Raw genomic sequence first — 15,602 nt, forward strand, 5'->3', positions numbered from 1 at the left:
GGCCTTTTTCGTTATTGGGCACGAATATAATCAAGCAGCTGCGGCATTTGGGTCAGAGTGATCACCCTTGGGTCAGTGATTTCTGGCGCATGAGGGGCGGCGTAATGGAACGTCGGGATCCCTGCATTGAGCCCAGCCTGAACGCCACGCGCAGTGTCATCGACAAATACGCAGTCTTGCAGTCGGTAGCCCATATTCATGGCGGCAAAGTGCAGCAAGTCCGGATCCGGTTTCCAGCTGCTGGCTTCAAAGCCGCTGAAGAGCTTACCGTCAAAATAGTGCAGCATGTTGGTCAGGCCGAGGGTATGTTCCATTTTATGGACCGGACCGTTGGACGCAATACACATATCAATGCCAAGTTGGGTCAGCTCTTGGAGCAAGCTGGGAACACCGTCTATAGGTATTAAATGCTCGTTGAATAGCTTACGGCATTCTTCCCGGTACATAGGCTCCAGGGTATCGATAGATACTGTAACCCCTGTACGTCGTCGGGTTTCGGCGAGAATATCGACAATCTTACCTCCTTGGAAATGCTCAATACACTCGTCGAGGCTAAGCTCTCCGCCAAGCCGGGAAAAGATGTTCACTAATGCTTGGTTGCACAGCCGCTCGCTGTCTACCAAGGTGCCGTCGCAATCGAAGATAACGCAACGGGTGTGATAGGGCTGAACCTTATTCATATTCTCATCCTGTATATCTCGCTGCATTGATTGTTAATCCAGCCCAGCGCATTCGACAATACAGAGATTGGTATTTTGCTAGCTGTATCGCCAACTGGTAATAAAATGATAAGAATAATTTGATTCAGCACGCATTGAATGCCAGTTGAATACTGGCCTAATCATGTTTGGACAGCAGAAGCCGGTAGCCGTTTATCCTGTTATAAGCTCGGCTGCAGTGATTTGTTCAACCTTTATCAGATGTTGGCATTTATGGATGTGGTTATCGTCACTATACTTGTTGGCATAACGAGTAATAAAGCAGTGCGCATTTATAAGGGGTGGCTATGACTTCATCCATATTTCCTTCATGGCTTGGCGGTTATGAAGTCAGGGAACATGTAAAGAATCCAAACATTACAGTCGGAGAACATACGTATTACTCCGGCTATTACCATGACAAACATTTTGAGGATCATTGTGTTCGGTATTTGCTGGGCGACCACTCGAGTCGGGCGGTTTGGGAGTCAGGGATCTTCGGCGAGGTCGACCAGCTTATTATCGGCAAGTACTGCTCGATAGCATCCGGGGCGACTTTTATGCTGGCTGGGAATCAGGGCCATCGGCATGATTGGATTTCATCGTTTCCTTTTGATGTCAGTAAATTCGGCGGCAAGGTTAAATCGGGCTTCGAACGCGCTGGCGATACGGTGATTGGCAACGATGTCTGGGTCGGCAGTGAGTGTGTCATTATGCCCGGCATTACCATCGGTGATGGGGCGGTGATCGGTGCGCGGGCTGTTGTTACCAAAGATGTTGAACCTTATGCCGTGATCGTCGGCAATCCCGGCCAGAAAGTCAAAAAGCGTTTTTGCGATCCGCATATTGCGATGCTGCTAGAAATGAAATGGTGGGACTGGCCGATGAAACGCTTGCAGGAGAACATGGACGTGATGTGCAGCAACGATATCGAGGCCTTGTTCGAGCGTTACCAGCGCTTTGAGGTGTAATACCATCACCTGTAGACTGGCAGATCTAGGCCGTCCATTTTTGGGGCGGCCTTGTTGTTTCTAAGCTTGATTTGTGACAATCAGCTAGACGCCCCCCCTGGACTATTTGCACAAGTCATTGGATGAGCATCCTAACTTCTCTTGTAAACTCGTTATCAAGTATGAAAATGTAATGATAGTCACTTACTCATCAATCAACTACATGACGTGTCAGCTGCCCCCTTTCAGGCTGACACGAAACGTCCTGTGTATACGGAGGTTGCCTCACTTATCCCGACTGTAACCTGTGGTTTTAAGAGGTATCCAGAAAATCAGCTGTAAACTCTCCATGAGTCACTATTGCAGGATGTAAGTATAATCTTAATTATCAAGCCCTTTAATTGGCCCTATCGAGTGATAAACGGTTTTCAAGTCGCCAGTAATGGACAACAAGTTCAAATCGTCAATGAAGAAGCGGCTGGTCATTGTATGTTTACCGCCATTAATGAAGATTTCGATCACCGACTTATCGACATAAACTTCGATGGTTTGCTTGGTGCTCAACCTCGGCGCTTTTCTCACACAGCCAAACTTTTCCGCGTAGAGTTGAGACATCTTGCTGCGATCAAGAATGAACTCCGTCGCCGTGGCACTGAACACGATGTTATCACCCGCAGCATTAGCTAGCGTTAACTCAAACTCGTCCGTTTTCGTATCCGTTTCGAGCTGGACCATGAAGCTCGTCGTATCCAATTCGAAAGCATTCTCAACCGCAACCGCTTCTCCTTGTAGCGCTTTAAGCTCAGATAGTGGAGACTGAATGAGATAGCCATCTTGAATTTTCAACTCGCGAGGTAAAGACAGCATACCTGCCCATTGGTGCGCTACAGATGGAGCGTCGATATCAGGAAGGCCTACCCAAGCAATCAAGATCCGGCGACCGGAATCGTCTAAGTAAGTCTGAGGTGCGTAAAAATCAAATCCGTAATCAGGCTGCGCGATATCTTGATGGTTTTCAAATTCCATCGAATCTAAATTCAAACAATCACCAACAATGTAAGCCACTGAGTAAATGTTTTTAAAATCGTACGGATTATCGCTAGAGACACCTTGTGGAGAAAACAACATCACTGACTGGTTATCTATCTCGAAAAAGTCAGGGCATTCCCACATATAGCCAAGATTATTGTAACGAGTTTGAATAGAACCTTTATGCTGCCAGTTCATGAGATCACGACTTCTGTACAGCGCCATTGAACCACGTTCTTCTTGGGTCTGAGCCCCAACAACCATCAAGTAATCGTCACCGTCCTTCCACACTTTTGGATCTCGGAAATGTTCTGTGTAGTGTTCATTTTCGATAACCACACCATGCTTTTCTATTTGCCCTTTGACAGACATCTTTGCAACACACTGAGTTGAGGACCTTTCCCAGTTTTCATCACGATGATTTCCCGTGAAGAATAAAATAGCTTCGTCGTTTTCAACGAGAGCTCCACCAGAATAAACCCCATGAGAATCGTAGTCTTGATCTGGATGCAGTCCAATGCCATGGTCTTCGAAGTGAACAAAATCTTTTGTAGACAGGTGATACCAATACTTCATGCCATGAACAGGGCCAACCGGCGTCCATTGGTAAAAAATATGATGCTCGCCGTTGAAGTAACACAAACCATTCGGGTCATTCAGCAAGCCAAATTTGGGAGCAATATGGTAACTAGGGTATCCAGAATCTTGCTTACGCTGTTTTACCATCGCATCCATACTGTCTTGAGAAATCTGCTCTACGCGACAGTACCTTTGCTCTACTGTCCAGTTAGAATTCAAACTCATACACTCTCCTCTACGGCATTCGTATTTGAACAGTCTTTTTGAATAAACTGAGTGAGAGCCTCTTGCGTTGGAAGTGCGGTCATCGCGCCTTTTTGCGTTGTAGCCAATGCACCGCAACCATTCGCCCACTGAATTGCAGAATCAACGACTTGTTGATTATTCCACTCTTCATGTTGAGAAAGCTTTGCAAGCAAACCGCCAACAAAAGCATCGCCTGCACCCGTGGTATCCACTGGCGTCACTGGGCGACCTGAAATCAACACACCTTGGTTTTCAAATACTCGCCAAACGCCTTTCGCGCCCTGCGTAACCAAAACAAGCGTGTTGTTAAGATCTGCAATGTTAGCTAAACCTTGTTCCATCGAAGTTGAATCGGTTAAGAAATCCAGCTCTTCTTCTGAGAATTTAACCACATCAGCCAATTCAACCGCTTTCATGACCACAGACTTAATTTCAGATGGGTTTTGCCACACTTCATCGCGAAGGTTTGGATCGAAGCTGATGTAACCGCCCGCGGCTTTCATGCGTCGGATAGCTTCAAAGGTACTGCTTCGGCTTGGTTCATTAGCCAAAGAAATTGAGCAGACGTGTAACCACTCGTTTTTCTTAAATTCGGGAATGTCTTCAACAGACATAAACTGGTCGGCACTTGGCTTAACCATAAACGTAAAACTGCGCTCGCCTTGGTCATCAAGATCAACCACCACAGTTGATGTGCGTTGTTCAGGGTCCTTCACCAAACGCTCGGTATTCACACCTTCCTTTTGCAGAGTCACTTCCATAAAAGTGCCAAACGGGTCGTTACCCACTCGGCCGAAAAATGCGCTTTTGCCTAAAAGGCGAGAAATCGCTACCGCGACATTAGCAGGCGCACCGCCCGGACATTTCAATAATGTCGCGTCAGTCTCCGGAATGAGGTCGACGACAGCGTCTCCAGTTACCCAAACTTGATTCATCTTTCTTACCTTAAAACTGAAAATCATGACAACCGAAAGCGATGGCAATCGAAAGCAGTAGCAACCGAAAGCAAGGTGACACTTCACGCTGTCATATAAAAATATAAAAAGGCTAGCTAAGCCAAATCACCTAGCTAGCACCCCAAAGCTTAGGAAATGAAGTGAAAAGGGGGGCTTCACTTCTAGGGAGAAACGTTAAGCTGTTGCTTTAATATTTTGCTTGCTGCGCTCACGCAGACCTAAAACAACGGTCAGAGCAAAGGCAGTCACGAACGCGATAATCATACCTACCACGTAGTAGCCAATTTTTTCTGGTGATATTGAGATGATGCCCGGAATACCCGCTGCACCCAGCGCTTGTGCTTTCACATTGAACATAGTGATAAATGCACTTGAAACAGCAGCTGCACAAACCGCGGCAATGAATGGGTAGCGAAGCTTCAAGTTCACACCGAACATTGCAGGCTCAGTAATACCAAGCAGACCTGTCACACCAGAAGGAATCGCAATACTCTTCATTTTTGTATCACGAGTCATGAAACCAACAGCCAGTGCCGCCGCGCCTTGTGAAACGTTAGACATCGCCGCGATAGGGAAGATGAACGTACCACCCGTCGTTGCGATATCCGCAAGCAACTGAGTTTCGATAGCGATAAAGCTATGGTGCATACCTGTGATAACGAACGGAGCATAAATCAAACCAAACACCGCACCACCAATGAAGCCAGCACTGTTGTATAGCCAGTTCAGGCCATCACCCAGTAGGAAGCCGATATCACGTGTAAATGGACCCACAACCGTGAATGTCAATAGACCAGTCACGAAGATAGCCAGTAGCGGTGTTAGCAAGTTATCCAGAACAGAAGGTACCACTTTACGCAGGCCAAGCTCGACTTTCGCTAGAATAAACGCAGAAACGAGAACTGGCAGTACTGAACCTTGGTAACCCACTTTCTCAATTTCGAAGCCTAGAATGTTCCAAACTGGAATGCTGCCCGACACCGATGCGCCACCGAAGCCCCAACCGTTAAGAAGATCTGGGTGAACCATCAACATACCTAAAGCCGCACCAAGGTATGGGTTACCACCAAACTTCTTACTCGCTGAAAATGCTAATAAAATAGGTAAGTAAACAAAAGGTGCATTAGCAAATGTGTTGATCATGTTTGCTAAGTCGGTCAACCCCGGATTAGCGTCGATTAAAGATTTGCCATCAATGAACAAGCCTTGAGCTGTCAATAGGTTGTAGATACCCATTAACAGACCACCAGCAACAATCGCAGGAATGATTGGGACAAAAATATCAGACAGGCCTTTCACTGCTCGTTGCACGATATTTTGATTGTCAGCACCCGCAGACGCCACATCGTTAGTTGACATTTCCGTCATTTCGGTCAGCTTAGCCAGCTCTGCATAAACTTGGTTAACGATGCCTGAACCAAAGATGATCTGATATTGCCCCGCCACTTTAAACTGGCCCTTAACCCCTTCTAGGTTATCAATCGCCTGTTCATCAATTCTATCTTGGTCTGCAACTGCAAGACGCAGACGAGTCGCACAGTGTGCGAGTGCGGTGATATTACTTTTACCACCTAATAGAGAGAGCAGCTCTTTTGCTATTTTTGGATAATTCATTACATACCCCATTGGATTATCATTCGAGCTTTTGAATTTTCGGGAACGTTTGCAAAACAAATCTTTGCCTAGAAATAACAAATGATCAAAGATAATTGCTCAATACTGTGAGAATGATCTTCAAATTATCTCCCTAGGATAAGAAGACAGGGTTAAAATCTCCTGATAAGCAGACAAATTTGATGGTCTGTTTGCAAACAATCCCAAAACTAAAATTACAAATGGATAATGAATAATGGCTAGTCTTCATGATGTCGCTCGTCTCGCTGGAGTTTCCAAATCGACGGTCTCAAGAGTAATCAATGATGAGTATGGCGTAAAAGACGCGACCAAGGTGAAGGTGCGTAAAGCGGTAGAAGAGTGTGGCTATCTCCCAAATCAAGTTGCTAAAGACTTAAAGTCTCAGAAAACTAACCTTGTTGGGGTGATTGTTCCTAGGGTTTCTTCCCACGCCACATCTCAAGGGGTCGACGGTTTAACCGCAGTTTTAGAGCAAGCGGGCAAGCATGTTCTATTGGCGAGCACACACCAAACACACCACAAAGAACTCGAATATATTCAGATATTTAACCAGAAGCGTGTTGAAGGCATCATCCTGTACGCGACCCACCTCGACAACAAATTAGTCAAAGCGATCCAAAGCTCTGCAGTGCCCGTAGTGTTGGTTGGTCAAGATGGTTCGATGTTTAACATCCCAAGCATTGTGCACGACGACACCCGTGTTGGATTTGAAGCTGGCAACCGCCTCATCTCGAAGGGGTGTCAGCATATGGGGTTCATCGGTGTACAAGGCGATGATATCGCGGTTGATAAGATGAGATCGGAAGGCTTCGCTCAATCGCTTCAATCTAACGACCTCACACTGCAATTTCACGCCCGTGGTGACTTCACCATAGATTCAGGCTACAAGCTGGCTAAGCAGTCTCTCAAAGATCACACTCAGCTCGACGGCCTGTTTTGTGCAACTGACCGTATCGCAATAGGTGCGATCAGAGCCATTCAGGAAGCAGGGCTTGTACCTGGAAAAGATGTATTAGTTCTAGGTGTAGGTGACGATGAGCTTGCTTCAGTTTGCACGCCAACGCTTTCTACGTTTAACTATGCGTTTGATAAAGCGGGAGAAAATGGAGCCAAGTTACTACTTGAGCGTATTGATAAAAAAGGCTTTGAAATGAGTAAGATGGTGCTGACCTTCACCACCATTGAGCGAGAGTCTTGCTAGCGAGTTATACCAACCTACACTTTAGACATTAAGTCGTTTCAAGATACAAAAATGCCAACCTTCGAGTTGAAACGATAAGGTTGGCATTTAATGATGCGAACATCACATCATGATTAAAACTCTTTATCTAAACGATATATCAGGTAATTAGAACCAAGTTTCCATCTGCAGTGCAAATAGAACCTCGCCGCCCTCTCCCATCGTTGCTGCATCTGCTTCAGTGCTGATCGAGTAACCATTTAGGTCTTCACTCCAGTCCACATAACTCACAGCGAAACGCAGTTCTGGTCGATCAAAAAAGCCGTTACTGGTTGAAAGCTTTAGTGTTGGCGCAACTGTGGCTTTATAGAAACCACCGCTCGCTTGCTCTGTCGAGTTGTCCAAATCCATGTACTGTAATGAACCTTCGTAAACCATCTCAAAGTTCTCTGTGAATTCTTGAGCTAATCGAACGTTCAAAGAAGCCCATGTAAACTCGTCATTCTTCTTCAGACGGTCTTGGCTATGCTCTGCCATCAATGCAGGTGCTAAACGCCAGTTGTCGCCAATGCGAGTCACACCGTAGCTAAACAGACGAACAGCTTTTGCGTCATCCAGTAGATCACCATTTGAACCGATGCCTTTTAGCTCCGCACCTAGGCCGCTACCGACTAGCATACCCGTTTTAGAGAAGCCTTCGCTCAAACCAAAGAAGTTGTCTCCATGGTACGCAAACATAGCGTGTACACCACTTTCAGCTGCACCATTTAGGCGGTTATCGTTGTCAGCTGACGTCATGCCACTCAACATCACTTGCCATGGGCCAATGCGGTTATTCATGGTTGCAATGTAATTTTCTACATCTGTCGATGAGCTATCAATCTCACCAAAATCTCGGCCATAAATAGAGAAATTCGCTTTCCAGTTGTCGCTCATCTGAACGTCGTAAACGCCTGCGCCAGTACCTGATAAGAAGACAATATCCGAATCGAAAAAGTGAATATCAAAATTGTCGCGATCGAATCGTTTACCCGCCCAAAACGTTGCTTCAGAAAACGCTTCAGATTCAGAGAACATGCTCAGACGGTTCAGTTCTGAATATACTTGTCGTACATTTAACTGGCTTTCGCTGGCAGTCCACTCGTTATTTGTCTCAGTACTATCGGCTAACATGATACGAAACAAGGCACTAGAACCATCATCTGCAAAGCGCTTATGAATCAAGTTCGCTTCAACGTAATGATCATCTTCAACACCAAGTCGTCCAACTGGCGCACCAATGGCACCTGCAGCCGTCATATAAGGTCCTGTGCCTGTCGCGCCGTTGAGGTCGTCGTTGATCAATAACCCAGAGCGTGCATAACCGTGAAATTCAAACGAAGAAGCCTTTTCATTTGCTTCGGTAGAAACCTGCTCTGTTTGTACAACTCTTTGTTCTAATGCATTAATACGTTGCTCTAATGCTGCAACGTCTTCACTTGCTAATACCGATGTAGTCATTAGCCCCATTGTTACAGCAACCGCTAAAGTGTGTAGTTTCATTCTTATGTTCTCACATTAATTATTTTGGTTTTTTGCAAACGTTCCCAAAATAATTCGTAAGCGTACTTCGGCTTATACTTTTGATGTACAAGCTCTATATCGAAGAAGAAATAGAAACCAGTTGTGTTGGTTACTTCACTTTTTGTATCTGGGTGGATGATAGATCGATTTTTTCGGGAACGTTACCTAAAATGCATGTTTCTGATAACTTTGTCACAAGTGAAATTGATTGATGAGCGAAAAATAATGTATCGCGCACATTGATAGCTTTAGGAGGGGGTCGATAAACTTGTGTGCATGCTGCGCAAAACGTGACAAGCAGCACGATAACGATCCACCTTAACTGATGAATGACCCTATTATCGAAAGTGAAGTCAGTTTTGTTCAACCTCATAAATGACGATTTTATGGTAAAAGTAAAGGTCTATGGCACTAGAAGGCAATCCCTGAGTATATCAATTGGCCTGCCACCGGATCATAGGAAATGTGTTGGGCTGTAGCCGGTCCAACTTTTGAATGCCCGGGAAAAGCTACTGAGATCAGCAAACCCGAGTCGGAAGGCGATATCGGTCAGATTGATATTGGGTTGGCTTAGCAGCAGTAGGGCCTTTTCCAGCTTGTATTGCTCCAGTACTTGCCGGTAGCAAGAGCCCAGAGTCGAAAGGCGACGATTGAGGGTTCGCACACTCATTAGCATCTCTGCTGCGATTTTTTCCCGCGAGACGGTCTGCAGGTTCACTTCGTTATCCAGCAGCTTATAAATACACAGGATGATATCGTGGTGTGCCAGCTTGCTGACTGCCTGGCGCAGAGGGGGAACGGCAGCTGAATATATATCGGGATCCCTGCCTTTTAGTTTTATTGCCTCAACATCGTTGGGAAAACTGATAGTGATGATTGGTGAGCCTATTTCGATTTTACATCGCATCATTTTCTCGAATTGCTGCTGTTGCTGTAGGCTGAATGGCCACCGGCCGATTTTCAATATCAGGTTATCTATGCCGCCGGATACTTGCTGGATCATCTCGATTAAAGTGGCGATATACATCATAAAGCCAAGATCAGACACCTTTAACTTGTCGTTGTAGGGATCATGGTTGATCACCCACAGCTCGCTGTTCCCATGCGGCGCTATATGGCGCTTTAGTCGAATGGGGGAACCAATCAAGATGCAGTATTGGCAGGCGTCCTGAATAAAAGTGTTGAGATTGTTGGCTGTCCACAAAGCCAGCGAAAAGCAACTGAAGGTCAGCGGTGAGACATGCTTGGCGGCAAAAGCGGGTAATAGTGGCTCCCCACTGTCTTGACACAGCAGCTTGAACTTGGCACTGAACGTACGTAGATCGGTTGGACGTATGTGAATTTGCTCACCCCATTTACTTTCCGGAAAGTAATCTTCAGGTTTGAGGCTAAATTGAATAGCGGTTTGCTTTAGCATGTCGAGCCAGCCTTTGTGGAGCGACATCGACGCGCAGGGGATTTGAGGCATGATGGTTGGGTTGGCAGTGTGAGTTAATGAATATCATATTGATCTCATAGGTGAATGCATCGACCGAATGAGGGAAATGTGACCGCCTTTAAGAACTGTTTCGTATCAATTAAGCCGCTATTCAGTCAGGAAGGGTGCCTCAGCTGATGCCAACTATGCTGCAATGCCAACTCCAGCGGAGTATGCTTGAGCACGGGCTGTTGCCAGTGCGAAGAGCGCACAGGTAATCTCCCGCCTTGCTGCCACAGGGAGCGCATATTGATAAAACCACGGAACAGCGGCGAGAACAATGCAATCGCTTCGAGTAAGGTCCAATGTAGCGGAGTGACCGTCACCGGCTTTCCAGTACTGAGCGCCAGGCCGCGGGCAATATCTTTGATACTGGCTTGATGGCCAGGGTAGTAATCGATAGCCAGAGGACAGGTGAACATGGGCTCGGTAGTGATTTGTTGGGCAATGTTCTCTGCTAAATCTGGGAGATAAGTCCAGTAGTGGCTTACCTCATAGGCACTGGGAGACTGCAGAATGAGCTTATGATTGGTTTCTTTGACTAAGATCCCGAGGTAGCTCCGGTCGAGGGAAAAGTTCAGGTTATGCCCGTAGCAAAGAACCTTAATATTAGCACCTGCGGACGCAGCCTTTTCTAGCTGGATGCGTATTTTCTTTGGTAAGGCATAATCAACCGGCTTCTTTTTTTGCCAGAAAATGAGGCTATTAAGCCAAGAATGGCAAGTATCGTACACATTGGTGGTGATAACTAAGTTGCTTTGATACCGGATCACCCGTTTCAATATCTCATCGAGAGAAAAAATCACCCGCCTGTCCAAAATAGGATCAGGCAGGTGCAGGAAAACGGTGTCGGTATCAGCCACCAAGTCATCGAGCAATTCTCCATCTTGCTTGGTGAGTTCAGCCAGTGTCAGGTTAGTAGACAGTGAGAAAGGTTGGCTGGGGTCGGCAATTGTTGCAGTGATCTGCCAATGATATTGTGCAAGTGATTGACAAAGCAGTGCCCCCATTTCATGTTCAGCACCTAACACTAAGGCTCTTCTCATGTTTTTCTCCAACCTTGCGATTCATTTCAAAATCATCCTCCTTAGTTAAAAGCTTTTTCTCGATATAGTGAATACATAAAAACACATAGTGGGTATTTGAGAATGCATAACATGGAATGGGACAGCATTCGTATTTTTCTTGCCGTTGCCGAAGAAGGGAGTATGTCTGCGGCTGGTCAGAAGTTAGGCATGTCACAGCCGACAATCAGTCGGCATATTTCAGCCCTCGAAGAGAAAGTGGGTTTTAACCTGTTTGACCGCTCGACGCAGGGCTTGGGCCTGACTTTGGTGGGTAATGAACTGTTAAGTGATGCAAAAGTGACGGCAAAAGGAGTCGATGGGTTTATCACCAAGGTATCTGCTCACAGTGGCAAACATATTGGCCATGTTCGATTGGCGGCTAGTGACATAATGTCTTTCTACTTTATGCCATCGTTGCTGAATGAATTTCAGCGACAATATCCCGATATTGAAGTTGAAGTACTGGTCGCTAACAAGGAGGTGAATCTGAATAAGCGTGAAGCTGATGTGCTGATATCGAAAGTCAAACCTGAGCAATCTGATTTGGTGGTTAGCTTACTGCACAGCGAGGAGATAGGTTTTTATGCTCACCGGGATTATCTCAAGCAGTTTGGCAAGCCTGCCACGGTACGCGAAATGTATACCAGCAACTATCAATTCATTGGGTTTGATCAGCTAGAGATCGATATTGAAACGGCCAGTCAGTTTGGAAGGTCGCTCAGTAAGTCTCATTTCAATTTTCGCACCGATAGTTTCAAGATGCAGCTAGAGTTGGCGAGGGCCAAGGCGGGGATTGCCGTTGTCTTTCACTCGATTGCCAAGCGTTATCCGGAATTAGAGCCTATCCCTCTACCTGATATTACCTTGCCTGGTGTGAGCTGGTGGTTGGTGTGCCACCATGATGTCCATATCAACCCAAGGATCCGTCATTTGATGACTTTTATTAGTGAATGGTTCCGCTCACAACATGATAAAATTCGTTTAATCAGTTAGTTACGATACTTTTTATATGGCTCTAGATATGGCGGATGCTTTTTTGCTTCGCCCTGCGCTTTTTTTGCCCTTTCCGTCGTTTCTTTTTTCTATAATTTGTTTAATGACATAAACATTTCTTTGTGTGTTCTTGTCGTTTTTGGTTACAAACTAGACGAACGAAAACGTTTTCGTTGCCTTAAACTTGATCTGAACCAGTGATTTTTCAAATTTTTACAAAATTGTCGAAACAAAAGTTGAGTTATTCAAAAAAAATTGAATAATGTAATCAAAAGCTATAAATTAGAAGAAAATGCTGCTCCACACTTTTTCTTCTAGATAGGTCGACAGACCGGAAAGACGTGTAACGGAACATTTTGTTCTAGAGCCCTAATTAATCTGATGAGATAACCCATGAGCAACTCTCTAGTACTTGTAATCAACTCTGGCAGTTCTTCACTTAAGTTTGCCCTTATCGACACTGTCAGCGGCGAAGCGACCCTAAGCGGTCTTGGCGAATGCTTCGGTATGCCTGAAGCCGTAGTAAGCTGGAAAATCGATGGTGAAAAGCACGAGCACGCGCTTGATGCTGAAGGTAACCACCACCAGCAGGCCGTTGATCGCATCGTTGCCCTGCTTGAAGAGCTAGGCATGAAGCAAGATATCGTTGCCATCGGTCACCGTGTTGTTCACGGCGGTGAGAAATTCACTAAGACGGTTAAAATTGACGAGTCAGTACTGGAAGAGATCGACAGCCTGAGTGATCTTGCGCCTCTTCATAACCCTGCTCACGTTATCGGTATGCGCGCAGCGATGGCGGCTTTCCCAAGCCTGTCTCAGTACGCTGTATTCGATACAGCGTTCCACCAGACGATGCCAGCGAAGGCATACACTGGTGCTATCTCTCAGAAACTTTACACTGACTACGGCATCCGTCGCTACGGTTTCCACGGTACAAGCCACTACTATGTTAGCCGTGAAGCTGCGAAGGTCGTCAACAAGCCAGTTGAAGAAAGCAACTTCATTTCTGTTCACCTAGGTAATGGCGCATCGGTATGTGCTATTAAGAACGGTAAGAGTGTTGATACCAGTATGGGCTTTACACCACTAGCGGGCCTAATGATGGGTACGCGTTGTGGTGACCTTGACCCAAGCATCATTGAGTTTCTACTGAAGAAAGGTTGGTCTCAGCAGGAAGTATTCGACGAGCTGAACAAGAAGTCGGGCCTTCTAGGTGTGTCTGGCCTGACAAGCGATTGTCGCGGCATCATTGAAGCGATGGAAAATGGCCACGAAGGTGCAACACTTGCCTTTGAGCTATTCTGCTACCGTGTTGCTAAGTACATCGGTTCTTACATGGTTGCGCTAGATGAGCTAGATGCCATCATCTTCACCGCGGGTATCGGCGAGAACTCTCTGCCAATCCGTAGCAAGATCCTTGAGAACCTGAAGATCTTCGGCTACCGTGAAGACGAAGAAGGCAATGCTGCTGCACGCTTTGGCAATGCAGGTGTTATCACCAAGCCAAACACGCCAGTAGCTATGGTTATCCCAACGAACGAAGAGTGGGTAATCGCGAAAGAGTCAATGGAACTGCTACACGCTTAATTACAAGCGAAGCACAGACATAAAAAGAAACCGCCAGCATCTCTGGCGGTTTTTTTTATGGTTAAAACTCACCGCGTTCGAAAAGTTTATATCGATACCGTCAACGTTGAAGCGTTCCGACGTTTTTTGATGATAATTGCCCCGATATGGTCGTAGATAAAGTTGAACACGAAGGCATAGATAGTAATAAACACCGTCACGCCGACATCCATGATAAATGCCTGATAAAGGCTTACACCAAAAATGGCGGCCATTACAGGAATGGTCAGCGCCAATAAGCCCAGCTCGAATAACACCACGTGGTAGGCGCGTTTTGCGATAGTACGTTTGGTTTTGTCTCCCGGAAAAAACTGGTCAAAGCCCCAGTTGAACACAAAGTTCCAAGCCATGGCGCGATGGTCGCAATGATTATCATAGTTCCTGATAAAGCGCCGACTTGATGATCAGTAAAAAGCATCAATAGCCCAATGGATAGCGATACTGCCAATACCTCGAATAAAGCCGCATGAAATACTCGTTCTAACCCACGTATCAATATCTCTCATCTAAGGCTACGAATGAAAAAGAGCGGGCATTTTGGCAGCTTCGATCCTAACAGCCAGATAACGCTTATCACACATCGTGATAGCTGGGAGATTATTAATCGTTGCTCTCTTTCGCAACGGTATTAAGCAGGTCTGTGAATGCTCGAGCTGCCGATGACAGGGTACTGGGCTTACCTTTGGTGATGAGGTAGAACTGGTTTTCTAACTTCCACTTGTCGGGTTGGAGAGCCACTAAGTGTTGGCAGGCGCGATTTTGTTCGATCAGGTGGGTCGGCAGGAAGCTGAGGTGGCTGCCTGCGAGAGTAAGCATCAAGCCGGACTCGACATGCCAGCCATTGTACAGCTTTACTCCTGGGTGCTGTTCAATATTAAGCAGTGCTTTCATGGTGCCGACAGCGTATCCGCCCATGTTGATGCGACAACCTGAGAGTATGTAGTGGTTGGCAATGATCTGCTCGGCCAGATCTTTGCGGGCATACAGTTGGCTTTGTTCAATAAACAGAGGCGTGGCAAATTCAAAGGCGGTACGTTGGCGATCACCAAGTACGCAAAGCATCATATCCAGTTGACCGCTTAATAATTTTTCATTGAGTTGGGTGTAGTCGCCCACGTCCAAAGTGACCTCAACATCGTCGCTCAGCTGATAAAATTGCTCGATGGCTTTGAGCAATGGGTTGTTGGTCAAGGTTGCCGTATTATCTAAACAACCCACCCGGACATGCCCTGACAAGGTTGAATGTACCCCTTTGAGTTTGAAGGCATACTCGGTCAACATCGCGCTGATTTCATTTGCATAATTATACACAGACCTTCCTTCATCAGTCAGTTCGAACCCGCTCCTTCCTCGTTTACAGAGGCTCACACCTAAGCTTTTTTCCAATGTGATAAGCTGGTTGCTCAGTACCGGTTGGCTCAGGCCTGTGCTATGGATAGCATTGCTGATCCCACCCTGCTCAACGATTTCACGGAATAGATCAAGGCGGCGCAGATCCCTTTTATCCAGAGTCGGGGCTTGGATCGTCATGGTGTTCTTCCATAGTTATTTTCGAATGTTTATATTCAATAATATGTATTTATTAGAATGTAACAAGCTGCTA

12 protein-coding genes and 1 pseudogene are annotated in these 15,602 nt (G+C 46.1%); 4 read left to right on the forward strand and 9 right to left on the reverse strand.

Annotated elements, in window-relative coordinates:
- Nucleotides 1-11: 11 nt before the first annotated feature.
- On the reverse strand, nucleotides 12-680 hold the full coding sequence (yieH, locus tag ACVA53_RS00295; protein ID WP_446504210.1) for a 6-phosphogluconate phosphatase: 669 nt from the start codon (nucleotides 678-680) through the stop codon (nucleotides 12-14).
- A gap of 326 nt (nucleotides 681-1,006) precedes the next feature.
- Here yieH and ACVA53_RS00300 point away from each other — a divergent pair, with 326 nt between their 5' ends.
- On the forward strand, nucleotides 1,007-1,669 hold the full coding sequence (locus ACVA53_RS00300) for a CatB-related O-acetyltransferase (RefSeq protein WP_446504211.1): 663 nt from the start codon (nucleotides 1,007-1,009) through the stop codon (nucleotides 1,667-1,669).
- A 360-nt stretch (nucleotides 1,670-2,029) separates the two neighbouring features.
- Here ACVA53_RS00300 and ACVA53_RS00305 read toward each other — a convergent pair whose 3' ends face one another.
- The 3 genes from ACVA53_RS00305 to ACVA53_RS00315 all read right to left on the reverse strand — a co-directional run bounded on the left by ACVA53_RS00305 (nucleotide 2,030) and on the right by ACVA53_RS00315 (nucleotide 6,072).
- Nucleotides 2,030-3,481, reverse strand: a complete 1,452-nt coding sequence (locus ACVA53_RS00305) for a sucrose-6-phosphate hydrolase (RefSeq protein WP_446504212.1) — start codon at nucleotides 3,479-3,481, stop codon at nucleotides 2,030-2,032.
- Complete coding sequence (locus ACVA53_RS00310; RefSeq protein WP_446504213.1) at nucleotides 3,478-4,437, reverse strand: aminoimidazole riboside kinase; 960 nt, start codon at nucleotides 4,435-4,437, stop codon at nucleotides 3,478-3,480. The genes ACVA53_RS00305 and ACVA53_RS00310 overlap by 4 nt, the downstream gene beginning before the upstream one ends.
- Nucleotides 4,438-4,632: 195 nt before the next feature.
- Nucleotides 4,633-6,072, reverse strand: coding sequence for a sucrose-specific PTS transporter subunit IIBC (locus tag ACVA53_RS00315; protein ID WP_446504214.1), 1,440 nt, complete (start codon nucleotides 6,070-6,072; stop codon nucleotides 4,633-4,635).
- 235 nt (nucleotides 6,073-6,307) lie between these two features.
- Between ACVA53_RS00315 and ACVA53_RS00320 the strand changes: the two genes are divergently transcribed.
- The gene (locus ACVA53_RS00320; protein WP_446504215.1) at nucleotides 6,308-7,294 is read left to right on the forward strand and encodes a LacI family DNA-binding transcriptional regulator; all 987 of its coding nucleotides are present in this window, start codon (nucleotides 6,308-6,310) and stop codon (nucleotides 7,292-7,294) included.
- A gap of 147 nt (nucleotides 7,295-7,441) precedes the next feature.
- On the opposite strand, the gene ACVA53_RS00325 is transcribed toward ACVA53_RS00320, so the two are convergent.
- The 3 genes from ACVA53_RS00325 to ACVA53_RS00335 form a co-directional block, all read right to left on the reverse strand.
- Nucleotides 7,442-8,815, reverse strand: coding sequence for a carbohydrate porin (locus tag ACVA53_RS00325; protein ID WP_446504216.1), 1,374 nt, complete (start codon nucleotides 8,813-8,815; stop codon nucleotides 7,442-7,444).
- A 475-nt stretch (nucleotides 8,816-9,290) separates the two neighbouring features.
- A complete protein-coding gene (locus tag ACVA53_RS00330; RefSeq protein WP_446504217.1) occupies nucleotides 9,291-10,253 on the reverse strand; it encodes a helix-turn-helix transcriptional regulator in 963 nt (320 codons plus the stop codon).
- A 176-nt stretch (nucleotides 10,254-10,429) separates the two neighbouring features.
- Nucleotides 10,430-11,359 (reverse strand): hypothetical protein, encoded by a 930-nt coding sequence (locus ACVA53_RS00335; RefSeq protein ID WP_446504218.1) that lies wholly within the window; start codon nucleotides 11,357-11,359, stop codon nucleotides 10,430-10,432.
- Nucleotides 11,360-11,461: 102 nt separating this feature from the next.
- On the opposite strand from ACVA53_RS00335, the gene ACVA53_RS00340 reads away from it, so the two are divergent.
- Together ACVA53_RS00340 and ACVA53_RS00345 are read left to right on the forward strand one after the other, a co-directional pair.
- Nucleotides 11,462-12,373: a LysR family transcriptional regulator gene (locus ACVA53_RS00340; RefSeq protein WP_446504219.1), complete on the forward strand. Its 912-nt coding sequence runs from the start codon at nucleotides 11,462-11,464 to the stop codon at nucleotides 12,371-12,373.
- A 393-nt stretch (nucleotides 12,374-12,766) separates the two neighbouring features.
- Entirely contained in the window at nucleotides 12,767-13,960 is a 1,194-nt protein-coding gene (locus ACVA53_RS00345; protein ID WP_446504220.1) for an acetate/propionate family kinase, read from the forward strand.
- Between the two features lie 86 nt (nucleotides 13,961-14,046).
- Here the strand turns inward: ACVA53_RS00345 and ACVA53_RS00350 are convergent.
- Together ACVA53_RS00350 and ACVA53_RS00355 are read right to left on the reverse strand one after the other, a co-directional pair.
- A pseudogene (locus tag ACVA53_RS00350) lies at nucleotides 14,047-14,492 on the reverse strand (PACE efflux transporter).
- A gap of 107 nt (nucleotides 14,493-14,599) precedes the next feature.
- Nucleotides 14,600-15,529, reverse strand: a complete 930-nt coding sequence (locus ACVA53_RS00355; protein WP_446504221.1) for a LysR family transcriptional regulator — start codon at nucleotides 15,527-15,529, stop codon at nucleotides 14,600-14,602.
- Between the last annotated feature and the right edge of the window lie 73 nt (nucleotides 15,530-15,602).

Source organism: Photobacterium sp. DNB23_23_1, assembly GCF_052873815.1.

Excerpts from the sequence above, each read along its gene's own strand:
- yieH (WP_446504210.1), bottom strand. The coding sequence starts at position 680 with ATGAATAAGGTTCAGCCCTATCACACCCGTTGCGTTATCTTCGATTGC.
- ACVA53_RS00300 (WP_446504211.1), top strand. The coding sequence starts at position 1,007 with ATGACTTCATCCATATTTCCTTCATGGCTTGGCGGTTATGAAGTCAGG.
- ACVA53_RS00305 (WP_446504212.1), bottom strand. The coding sequence starts at position 3,481 with ATGAGTTTGAATTCTAACTGGACAGTAGAGCAAAGGTACTGTCGCGTA.
- ACVA53_RS00310 (WP_446504213.1), bottom strand. The coding sequence starts at position 4,437 with ATGAATCAAGTTTGGGTAACTGGAGACGCTGTCGTCGACCTCATTCCG.
- ACVA53_RS00315 (WP_446504214.1), bottom strand. The coding sequence starts at position 6,072 with ATGAATTATCCAAAAATAGCAAAAGAGCTGCTCTCTCTATTAGGTGGT.
- ACVA53_RS00320 (WP_446504215.1), top strand. The coding sequence starts at position 6,308 with ATGGCTAGTCTTCATGATGTCGCTCGTCTCGCTGGAGTTTCCAAATCG.
- ACVA53_RS00325 (WP_446504216.1), bottom strand. The coding sequence starts at position 8,815 with ATGAAACTACACACTTTAGCGGTTGCTGTAACAATGGGGCTAATGACT.
- ACVA53_RS00330 (WP_446504217.1), bottom strand. The coding sequence starts at position 10,253 with ATGCTAAAGCAAACCGCTATTCAATTTAGCCTCAAACCTGAAGATTAC.
- ACVA53_RS00335 (WP_446504218.1), bottom strand. The coding sequence starts at position 11,359 with ATGAGAAGAGCCTTAGTGTTAGGTGCTGAACATGAAATGGGGGCACTG.
- ACVA53_RS00340 (WP_446504219.1), top strand. The coding sequence starts at position 11,462 with ATGCATAACATGGAATGGGACAGCATTCGTATTTTTCTTGCCGTTGCC.
- ACVA53_RS00345 (WP_446504220.1), top strand. The coding sequence starts at position 12,767 with ATGAGCAACTCTCTAGTACTTGTAATCAACTCTGGCAGTTCTTCACTT.
- ACVA53_RS00355 (WP_446504221.1), bottom strand. The coding sequence starts at position 15,529 with ATGACGATCCAAGCCCCGACTCTGGATAAAAGGGATCTGCGCCGCCTT.